The organism is Mammaliicoccus stepanovicii, from assembly GCF_002902525.1.
Taxonomy (GTDB): domain Bacteria; phylum Bacillota; class Bacilli; order Staphylococcales; family Staphylococcaceae; genus Mammaliicoccus; species Mammaliicoccus stepanovicii.
Genome location: NZ_PPQZ01000040.1, coordinates 18,026 through 29,398, shown reverse-complemented (window position 1 = coordinate 29,398; position 11,373 = coordinate 18,026). Strand labels below are relative to the sequence as shown.

General features: G+C 31.0%; 9 protein-coding genes. 1 reads left to right on the top strand and 8 read right to left on the bottom strand.

Going from position 1 to position 11,373, the window contains the following annotated elements:
* The 6 genes from CD111_RS07060 to CD111_RS07035 form a co-directional block, all read right to left on the bottom strand.
* Nucleotides 1-911 (bottom strand): DUF445 domain-containing protein (locus tag CD111_RS07060; protein WP_103268494.1); only part of this gene is annotated, 911 nt, incomplete at its 3' end.
* Between the two features lie 67 nt (nt 912-978).
* Complete coding sequence (gene xdrA / locus CD111_RS07055; RefSeq protein ID WP_095087211.1) at nt 979-1,437, bottom strand: XRE family transcriptional regulator XdrA; 459 nt, start codon at nt 1,435-1,437, stop codon at nt 979-981.
* A 160-nt stretch (nt 1,438-1,597) separates the two neighbouring features.
* Nucleotides 1,598-2,878, bottom strand: a complete 1,281-nt coding sequence (locus CD111_RS07050; protein WP_095087209.1) for a dicarboxylate/amino acid:cation symporter — start codon at nt 2,876-2,878, stop codon at nt 1,598-1,600.
* A gap of 177 nt (nt 2,879-3,055) precedes the next feature.
* Nucleotides 3,056-3,685 (bottom strand): response regulator, encoded by a 630-nt coding sequence (locus tag CD111_RS07045; RefSeq protein ID WP_095087207.1) that lies wholly within the window; start codon nt 3,683-3,685, stop codon nt 3,056-3,058.
* A gap of 17 nt (nt 3,686-3,702) precedes the next feature.
* The gene (locus CD111_RS07040) at nt 3,703-4,812 is read right to left on the bottom strand and encodes a GAF domain-containing sensor histidine kinase (protein ID WP_095087205.1); all 1,110 of its coding nucleotides are present in this window, start codon (nt 4,810-4,812) and stop codon (nt 3,703-3,705) included.
* 193 nt (nt 4,813-5,005) lie between these two features.
* Nucleotides 5,006-6,544, bottom strand: a complete 1,539-nt coding sequence (locus CD111_RS07035; protein WP_095087203.1) for a bifunctional GNAT family N-acetyltransferase/carbon-nitrogen hydrolase family protein — start codon at nt 6,542-6,544, stop codon at nt 5,006-5,008.
* A 105-nt stretch (nt 6,545-6,649) separates the two neighbouring features.
* Here CD111_RS07035 and CD111_RS07030 point away from each other — a divergent pair, with 105 nt between their 5' ends.
* Nucleotides 6,650-7,471, top strand: a complete 822-nt coding sequence (locus CD111_RS07030; RefSeq protein WP_095087201.1) for an RluA family pseudouridine synthase — start codon at nt 6,650-6,652, stop codon at nt 7,469-7,471.
* A 106-nt stretch (nt 7,472-7,577) separates the two neighbouring features.
* Here CD111_RS07030 and CD111_RS07025 read toward each other — a convergent pair whose 3' ends face one another.
* A complete protein-coding gene (locus CD111_RS07025; RefSeq protein ID WP_095087199.1) occupies nt 7,578-9,743 on the bottom strand; it encodes an RNA degradosome polyphosphate kinase in 2,166 nt (721 codons plus the stop codon).
* 69 nt (nt 9,744-9,812) lie between these two features.
* Nucleotides 9,813-11,339, bottom strand: a complete 1,527-nt coding sequence (locus CD111_RS07020) for a Ppx/GppA family phosphatase (RefSeq protein ID WP_095087197.1) — start codon at nt 11,337-11,339, stop codon at nt 9,813-9,815.
* Between the last annotated feature and the right edge of the window lie 34 nt (nt 11,340-11,373).

The following is an 11,373-nucleotide window of genomic DNA, read 5'->3' as shown; positions in this document are numbered from 1 at the left end:
TTTATAAATCTTTCTGTACCTTCACCTTCTATATATACAAATAAATTTGGTACTAATTCATATAATGGTGTATTCAAATATTTATTTATATTAATCGATTCTATCAATTCGTCTGCAATTAATACTTTTGCTTGTTCTTTTCTATCTAATGACAAGATATCTCCAAATGATTTAGACATCCAAATATCATATTGTTTATGAACTTGTAAATTAATCATATTCTTGATTTTTTCCTGTTTAATTACATTTTTCAATTCTCTTTTCACTCTATAAACAATATCTTCAGTAGTCATAAACATTTGTATCATGCCTATCATTTTTCCTTTTTGCTCGAAAAATTCTTCGACCATTGTATGAATATCTTGATTGCCTTTTTCTGAAGATAAATATTCATCAAGTTTCTTTAATATTTCAGGTGTAATATTATCAACCTGGTTCGTTATTTGTTCATAAATTTCTTCAGGTATTAAGCTCTTTATTTCATCATGTTGATGTAATTCATAAAACTTATCCACTTTATCCATAATTGTAACTTTCAAAGTTTGGTTTAATTTTTCTTCAAGTGGATAATCAATTCGATCTATAAAGTCTTGTGGCGTATAATTTTTTTCTTTTAAAGTGTTAAATTGAGTTTTGATTGTATCTTCTAACACTTCTTTCGTACTAGGGTTAACTAATTTTTCTTTAAATACTTCTGGCGTTAATAAATGATTGGTTACCATTTGTCCGACTTTCTCAGACAATTCGTTTCTTCGCTTAGGGATAAGTCCTGGTGTGAAAGGTAATTTATACCCTAAAAATTTAATTTCATGATAAGGATGGAATAACATCTTTATCGCTATAAAGTTTGTAAATCCTCCAATGATTGCGCCGATAAGCATCATGCCTATAATTGTAATGATAGTTGTCATTTTCTTTCTCCTTTATTAAAAAAAGCTACTCCTCTAGAATAATCTAGGAAGTAGCTAATCACAAATATTATACAAATAAAGATTGTGTTTTACGTAAGAAATACGTTTCTGCTTCACGGTTTTTAGCAGTACCAAAAATTGGTTGACGTTCTTCATTTAACACTCTATATAAATCTGATTTTTTATTTGATTGTAAAGTATATCCCGCTTTAGAATCAATTGTTACCCAATAAATATCACTTGTGTTGTCATGATTTGGGTATGCACAGTGATGACGAGAAATAATTTGAATTACTTCAAGTGGATCACATCCGAAAGTAGTATTTAAAACATCAGAATCTCTGAATAATGCACATATAGACACGCATGTTGTCCAGTTAGGTAGTACACGCTCTTTTTCTATTTGTACTAAAGTTTTCTTAGATAACCCTACTGTATTCGCCATTGTATCTTGAGTATAACCTGCCTCAATACGAACCATTTTAAATTTTGTTTGAATTATCTCTGTAAAAGTCTGTTTATCCATCTTTAACTACCTTTCTTCTTAATATATATATTAATTTATTTTATTATGTTGCAAAAATACACGATTTTTTCAAGCACAAGTATCATCATAATACATTTTGACATAAATTAAAAGAGGTAAATTGAATTTTCGCATCAATTTACCTCTTTAATATACTAAATTACTGTTCGCTTGCTAATTTATTCTTTTCTCTTTCAGATAAAATCAATGCACAAGCTGCATCACCTGTAATATTTACAGATGTTCTCGTCATATCAAGTAATCTATCAATTCCTAATATAATACCAATTGCAGCTGGATCTAATCCTACAGAAGTTAAGACCATTGCTAGCATGACTAAACCTACACCCGGTACACCTGCTGTTCCGATTGATGCAATTACAGCAATGACAACTACTGTTACCATTTGCATAATTGATAAATCTACTCCAGAAACCTGTGCGATAAAGATTGTAGCTACCCCTTGCATAATAGCCGTTCCATCCATATTGATCGTAGCACCTAAAGGTTGGACAAATGAACTGATTTCTTTTCTAACACCCATATCTTTCGTACATTCAAGCGAAATAGGTAATGTTGCATTTGAACTAGATGAACTAAACCCTACTGTCATTGCTGGGAAGAACTTCTTAAAGAACCAAAATGGATTCTTATTACCTAATAACTTAACAGCTCCACCATATATAACAAAGAAGTGAATTGCTAATGCTAATAATACTACAAAGAAGTACATACCAAGTTGTTTAATTGCACCAAACCCTGCATTTGTAAATGCAGTTGCAACTAAACCAAATGTACCAATTGGTGCGAAATAATTCATAATCATAGTTACGATATACATGAGTATATCGTTTGTCTGCTCGAACAGCGTTTTCACCGCTTCAACCTTTCTACCTAATGCGATCATCCCAATACCAATGAAGATTGCAAATGTAATAATTGGTAACATATTTTGGTCCACCATGGATTGTAGTGGATTTTTCGGGAATAAATTTATTAACGTTTGATCAAATGTTTGATTTTCTGGCGCCGCACTATCTGCTGTTTTAGCTTTTTGTTCAGCACCGTATTTTTTCACATCTTGACTATGTAATAAATCTGATTGCCCTACACCTGGTTTGAACACTAATGCTAATAACATCGCAATTGTGATTGCAATCGCTGTTGTTGTTAAGAAGAATAAAACTGTTTTTAAACCAATACCACCTAATAATTTCGGATCCCCTACACCTACTACACCAAGTACGATAGAAACAAATACTACTGGTACAACAAGCATAAAAATTAAATTAAGAAATATTTGGCCCAATACGTTAAATACGTATTGATTTGTATTTTGTACAAAATCAGTTCCAGAATACATATTGAATACAGAACCTATTGTTATCCCCAAGATTAATGCTATGACTATTTTTATAGTCAAATTCTTTTTTACCTTCATATAACTTTCCCCCTATTATTTGAATAGAAATTCTCCCTTATACAACATTATACGTAAGCGTTTCCATAAAGTAAATTTCTTTTTTTTGAATATTTAAAATATTATACAAAAAACTGCCAGCAAAATATGTATTTGCCGACAGTCTTTTATTAGATATTTGACCTAAACTTACGTTATTTAGTTAATTAATTGATGTTCCATTGCATATACTGCAGCTTGTGTTCGATCAGAAACTTTAAGTTTATTTAAGATGTGACTCACATGTGTTTTGATTGTTTTCTCGGATACGAACAATGTTTCTGCTATTTCTTTATTTGTTTTTCCTTTTACCATTTCACCTAATACTTCAAGTTCTCTTTTTGATAATTTATTTTCTCTATGTGGTTTTTGTGCACTTTCTGAAAGAATCGTTTGTACTTTTGGATGTATTCTTTTCTCACCATTTAATACAGCTCTAATTGTTTCAATTAACGCTTCTGGTTCTACATCTTTGATTTCGTACCCATCTGCACCTTTATCTAAAGCAGAAATAACATGTTCTTCATCTAAGAAGCTCGTTAACACTAATATTTTTACATTAGGATATCTCTTCTTCATAATTTCTGTAACTTCTATGCCATTCATTTCAGGCATCACTAAATCTAATAAAACAATGTCTGGTTTTTCATTTTCTGATAAATAATTCAATAATTGTTTACCACTTGAAAAGTCAGCTATAATTTTGAAGTCTTGTACTGTATCGACTAGAAATCTTAATCCTTGTCTCACAATATGGTGATCGTCTACTAATATTATTTTAAAATTCATATCATTTCCCCTAATCATTAAAGTGGAATAGTTAATTCAATTATAGTTCCTTGATTCTCTTCAGATTGTATGTCTATATGACCTTTCATCACTTGCGTTCTTTGTTTCATATTCCTCAATCCATGTGACACAGTTTTTTCTTTTTTTAAATAATTAAATCCTTTACCTTTATCAGAAATGCGCACTTTAAATTGTGTTTTACTTTGTTCTAAATAAATTTTGCCTCGATTTGTACCGGAATGTTTATGAATATTATTTAAAGATTCTTGAATAATACGATACACATTTTCTTCAATCGTGTTTGGTAAATCTATTAAGCCTTCTACTTCGAACTCGGGTTCTATGTGGATAAACTGGCTATACAGTTTAATAGCTGCAACTAAACCTTGTTCAAGTCCAACTGGTTTTAATTGCCATATCAATGCTCTCATTTCATTAACCGCACTTTGGCTTGTATCTTCTATAGTTTGGAATGCTTTCTTTGCTTCTTCATGATCTGTAATACCTTTAGCTGCATGTGCTGTTATTTTTAGTGAAAACAACATCTGGTTTACTGAATCATGTAAATCTCTCGCGAGTCTATTTCGTTCATTTATTCTAGCTGCTTCTTTTTCTTGATCAGTTAATATAATCCTCTTTATGGCTGAACCAATTTGGAAAGCAACTGATTCCAATAATTCTAAATCTTCTTCAGAATATCGTTTCGTTTCTGGTGTTGCGATATTCAATAAACCAAACTGCTCATCACCTGAACGAAGTGGAACGGTTGCATGATGTGTAATGTTATCTGTTTTATCATGATGTTCTTTAGTTGCCTTCACAATTCGAGAACAATTTATAATATTTGAAGCTTTAGTTAATTTCTTATTGTGATAAGCTGTAACGCACCAACAAGTACCTTCAGTCATATATTGACATTGGTTATGTGTTAATGCAGGTGGTAACGCTTCTTCTGCAACTAATTCATGTTGACCATCTTCATCAATAAAGAAAATCCAACCCGTATGAAAGTTACTACCACCTACTAATTTTTTCAAAGCGCCATGCATCATACTATACATCTCAGTTTCTTCATTTAAAAATTCTGCTATTTCTTTAAGAAGACTTGTGCGTGTTGGTTTTTCCATTTACATCACCTTTAATATACCTTGTCGTTTCAAATCATTGCATTAATTATAGAATTAAATATATAGAAAGTAAAATTTCAATCTAAGAACATACATTCAGAAAGCATTAAAATAAAAAGGCCGACAAAGACTTAAACTTTGTCGACACTTTGAGAGAAGCATATGTGACTGCTACTCTTTATTATTAAATGGCTTATTGTTTGTATGAAACACTGTACACATCGTGTCTTCTATCTCTTAAGTGACGAACTGTACCATTTTCTCTACCACGTCTAAGTACTTCTAAATCCACTTCTGCAATTGCTACCATTTCAATATTTTCACCTGTTTCACCAACGATACCATCTCTAGCAAATCCATAATCTGATGGTGAATAAATAGCTGATGCACTATATTGAATATCCATATTTTCAGTTTGAGTTAAATTCCCACAAGTACCTGATGTGACTGTATAAACTTGGTTTTCAATTGCACGAGCCATACAGCAGTATTTAACTCTTAAATAGCTTTGTCTATCTTCAGTTGAGAATGGTGTGAAGATAATTTTAGCACCTTTTTCAGTAGCTATTCTTGCCATCTCTGGGAATTCACTATCATAACAAATTTGAATAGCTATCTTACCGCAATCCGTATCAAACACTTCAACACCATTACCTGGTGATACACCCCACCATTTTCTCTCATTTGGTGTAACATGAATTTTATATTGTTTTTCAATTGAGCCATCTCGTCTGAATAAGTATGAGATATTGTAAATATCTTCGCCCTCTTCCACAAAATGAGACCCACCAATAATATTGATGTTGTACTTCATAGCGAATTGATTGAACATTTCAATATATTCAGATGTATATGTCGTAAGTTTTCGAACAGATTCAGCTGGATTACTTTGTTCATCGAAACTCATTAATTGAGTCGTTAACAATTCAGGAAATACAACAAAATCACTATCTGCATCGTATGCAACATCTATAAAATATTCGATTTGGTTGGCAAATTCTTCGAAAGAATTAATTTTTCTCATCATGTAGTTAACGGTACAAATCCTTACTGGATCACTTGTTTTGAAATGTACATTACTTTTCGGAACATAATCTGGATTATTCCACTCCATTAATGTAGCAAACTTCATACTTTTTTTATCGTCATTCAAATAATTTGGATTTATTCTCATTAAAGTAAAATCATTCATAAGTTGAAATGTTAATACAGGATCTTTAATACGATGTTTAATTACACCTTGTACATATTCTCGAGGTGTTAATTCATCACTATATTTATAATAATTTGGAATTCTACCACCTATGATAATACTTTTTAAGTTTAATTCGTATGCAATTTCTCGTCTCGCCTCATATAGTCTAGCCCCTACTTTCATGCCTCTATATTCCGGATGAACCATAACTTCAATACCATATAAGTTATGACCTTGATCATTATGATTCGTAATATAACCATTATTCGTAATACTGTCCCAAGTATGTTTATCATCATATTCATCAAAGTTTATAATAAGTGATGAACATGATCCTATTATTTCACCTTCAAATTCAACTACGATTTGACCGCGTGGGAACATCTTCAAATGACTTTCTAGATGTTCTCTTTCCCATGGTTCCATTCCCGGAAAACATTTACTTTGTAATTCAATTACTTCATCTATATCATCAAATGTCATTTGACGCGTATTGATACTTACATTAAATTCACTATTTTCTATTGATTTTGACATGTTTCTTACTCCTCATCTATTTTTCTTGTTATACTTAATTATAACTTATTTTGAGTTACTATATGGTTTTTCCCGATTTTAAGAAAAATATTCCTGGAGGATACAATGAAAATTATAATACCAAAGAAATTTGATAAATTTACAATAGAAGATATGTTTAAGTCACTACATTTACCCAAAAAAGAACTTCATCTATTAAGAATGTCCAAAGAAATTACAGTGAACGACGAACAAAGTCACTTAAGAGCAACAATTTCAGCTGGAGATATCCTTAATGTTCCAGTCCTTGAAGAAACAAGCCAATATGTTTCGAGTTATCGCCTTGCTGAAGTTAAATATGAAGATGAATATCTTGCTATTGTTGTAAAACCAAAAGGTGTTAAAACACACCCGAATGATATGAATGAAGCAAATACTTTAATGAATCATGTTATATACACTTTAGATTCTGACTATACTGAACCTGTTCATCGATTAGATCAAGAAACAGTTGGACTCGTACTTATTGCTAAACATCCGATTGCGAAAAAAGTATTAGATCGTATGTTAGAAGATCGAGAAATAACACGAACATATAAAGCACAAGTTGATAGTCTACTTCCGTTGAAACCGCAAACGATTGATATGCCAATTGGTAAAGATAAATTCCATCCGAATAAACGCCGTGTTTCACCAACAGGACAACGCGCCATAACGCATATACTAGAAAGTCATATGTTAGATGAACATACTGCTGAAGTTGAACTTAAATTAGACACTGGTAGAACCCACCAAATTCGTGTTCACCTTGCCGAAATAGGTCATCCAGTTGTTGGAGATCCTTTATATAACAATAGTAAATTGAGACAATTAAAATTACACAGCTACAAAATCGAGTTTGAACATCCCTTCAAGGATGAAATCGTAACCGTAACATTAGATGATTAGTTAACATGAAATACGAGCTGTATAAATCATATACGACAAATAAAGCCAGTCGCCAAAATCATGCATTATGATTTTGGCGACTGGCTTGTTTATATAAGGTGAAATTTTATTTTTTAAACTTTTTTTTAAATCGATTAAACATACTATTTCTTTTACTTGTCATAGGTTTACCTATTTTAATTTGATTGTTCATTTCAAATTTTGTAAATGTCATAGCTTCTTTCATAAGCATATCTTGACTGTTTATTTCTTTATTACCACTTTGATTATATTCATATATACCATTAGAATTTTGAATTCTGCCTTTAAGGCCATCATTTAATTGAAGATTTAAGTAAGACATTAGTCGTTTAACGTATTCTTGATCAAGTACTGGAAATAATATTTCAACACGTTTAATCATGTTTCTTGTCATCATATCTGCAGATGATAGATACATTTTTTCATCACCATTATGATGAAAATAGTATATGCGTGAATGTTCTAAAAACCTACCTACTATACTAATCACATCAATATTTTCGCTTACACCTTTAATTCCCGGTTTTAAACAGCAAATACCTCTAATAATTAATTTAATTTTAACGCCACATTGGGATGCTTCAAATAGCTTATTAATGACTTTTTTGTCTGTAAGTGAATTCATCTTCGCTATGATTAAGCCATTTCCATGTTTTTTATGAGACTGAATTTCTTGATCTAACAGTTCAACGAAGAAATCTCTTATTTCAAAAGGTGCAACGATTAATTCATTATATTCAGGTTTCAGCGAATATCCACTCAAATAATTAAAGAAATTGATAGCATCTTCACCAATTTTGGGATTTGTTGTTATAATACCCATGTCTGTATAAATCTTTGCTGTTTTATCATTATAATTACCTGTACCTAAATGAACGTATGTTGTCACTTTACCTTGTACTTTCTTAATAACTAACGTAATTTTACTATGCGTTTTCAAGAAAGTCATTCCGTATATAACATTGCATCCCGCATCTTCTAGTCTTTTAGCCCACTGTACATTGTTTTCTTCATCGAATCTTGCTTTCAGTTCTACTAATACCGTAACTTGCTTACCATTTTCAGCAGCATTCTTTAACGCTTCAATAATCGGTGAATCACTACTCACTCGATACAGTGTTTGTTTAATCGCTAGTGTATCAGGATCTTCTGATGCTTCTCTTATAAAATCAACAATTGGCATAAATGATTCATATGGATGATGGAAGAATATATCTTTTTTTAAAGCTAAGTCAAATATATTGTGATCACTTAACGCTTGAGGAACTTGAGGTGTATATGGTTTGTACAATAATTCAGGAAACAGGTCTTCTAACTGGCCAACTAACGAAAATAATACCGTTAAATCCAAGGGACCATTTACTCTATAAATGTCTTTTTCGGTAATTTCAATTTCGTTCATAAGAAATAGACTTTTAACGTCAGCATTAATATGTCTACTATCTATTTCTAATCTAACAGCTGCGCCACTTTTTCTTTCTTTCAAAAAGCGCTCAATTTCAATTAATAGATCTTCTGCACCGTCTTCATGTATTGTAAGGTCTGCATTTCGTGTCACTCTAAATGTATACGTATTAATAACTTCAAATCCATTAAATAGTTGATCAATGAAATATAAAATGACATCTTCGAGAAATACAATATATTTATTACCTTCGTGTTCTAATTTGATAATTCTTTCTAATAAAGTAGGAACTGGAACAATTGCGGATTTAATCTCGCCATCTGTTAGTTGTATATCTACAAATAAATTCAACATTTTGTTATTTAATTTAGGAAAAGGTCTATATGCATCAATACCAAGTGGTGATAAAGTTGGTAATATTTCTAAATTAAATTGTTCATTTAATTGATTTATTAATGTATCATTTAATCTTTCTGGTTGTGTAATGAAAATGTTATAAGATTTGAGTTGTTCTTTCAATTCATTAAACCTCTTATATTGAAGTTCAACGTTTTCTCGGTTTTTTTGCTCTATACCAACAAGTTGTTCGGTTGGCGTTAGTTGTGCTTTATTCTCTCGTTCATTAAATCCCATCTTTACTTGATCTTTTAATCCGGCAACTCTTACCATAAAAAATTCATCTAAATTTGAGCTGTGTATCGCTAAAAATTTTAGTTGTTCAAGTAATGGATTATTAGGATCTAATGCTTCTTCAAGTACTCGATAATTAAAATCTAACCAACTTAATTCTCTATTATTATAAAACGCTGGATTATCTAAATTATATTTTTGTATATTTGCCTCCATATTGTATTTCACCCTCTCCGTATTTCATATAACATCGATGCCATACCATTTAATTAAATCGTACAAATATTAACCTTTTGTAAATTGAATATAAAGTTTTTTTGAAAGTAATTTTTCTAGATGTTTCTTTTGTCTTTCAGATTGATATGCTTCTGCAATTGGATCTGTAACATATTTTACGATTAATTCGTAATCTTCTTTCTCTTCCTGTAATTGTAACGTCGTCACACAATCTGTATTTGAAACATTTAATGCATGTGCAAATTTTATGATGCCGCCTAATTTTTGAATTTGTTCTATTTCACTATCTTTAAACCAAGCAGTATCTTTAACATAATATTTCAATAAAGATTTATTCTTAAAGCTTGCTAATAGAGCTAGCTTAACGCGTTCTTTATGTGACAATCCGTTAATGCTCGAATTAGCAATAATATAATACGTATGTTGTGAACTAGAATCCGCATCAATATATGACCCAAGATAATATAAATATAATGCCTCTTTAAATAATGCTTTGTCTGAATCAGATATATTCAAATCTATCTTGTCATTTAGTTGGTTTAATAATAATTCTCCTAATTTCATTCGTTGTCTACCGTTAGAAGGGTTAATATGATATTCATTTGCTAGAAACCGTAATGCATCCGGTGCAACTTTATCCTTGTTAAATAATTTAGGGAAGTCTTGCTTCAACATCGTCATGGCCACACCTTCTCTTAAACCTTTTCTTGAAAAAGTGAAATGTGAAGCATGACTTATTTCAAATAGTGCATTAAAAACAATTGCACTTGGCATAATAATATCGATTCTGTCTCTACTTAAACCATCCAAATCTTTTAGTTCACTTTTAGATGCATTTTTAAGCACATATAATACTTCTTCTAAATCTTTTTGATACATATCATAACCATGTACACCTGCAATTGGATAATCATGTAAAGCTTGGTGGATACGTGCATTATTACGTGCTGATCCACCTATTCCAATAATGGGAACCCCTTTGTCTTTTATCCATTTTTTTGATTCAAACTGCTCTTTAACAAATTTTTCGCATTTCTTAATTGCGCTTTTGTCGTTATGGTCCTTATTTTCAAAGAACATTTTCTCTAACGTTACGACACCGAATGGAAAACTAACTGATTCTTGTAATGTTTTGTCTTCAAAATATGTCACTTCTGTAGAACCACCACCAATATCGACCGTCATCCCATTCACGATATTAAGTGTATGTGTTGCAGCATAAAAACCATAAAACGCCTCATCTTCTTCAGGAATAATTTGAATTTCAAGGTTCGCTTTATCCTTTACCTCTTTAACAATTTGTTTTAAATTTGTAGATTGTCTTATTGCTGCCGTTGCTGCTGGTACTAATTTATCTACAGAAAACTTTTCAGCTACCTTTTTAAAACTAGTCAACGTGTCTACAAGAATATCAATCCCTTCTTGTTTCATTACTTTATCATCTGTTAAATATTGACTTAATCTTGCAGGTGTTTTGATATTTTGTAATTCATTTAAACCCGATGAATATGAACATTCAAAAATAACAAGCCTAATCGTATTTGATCCTATATCAATAAGTCCTATTCTTTTCATATGTACCTCCTTTTATTTATATTGATACACAAAA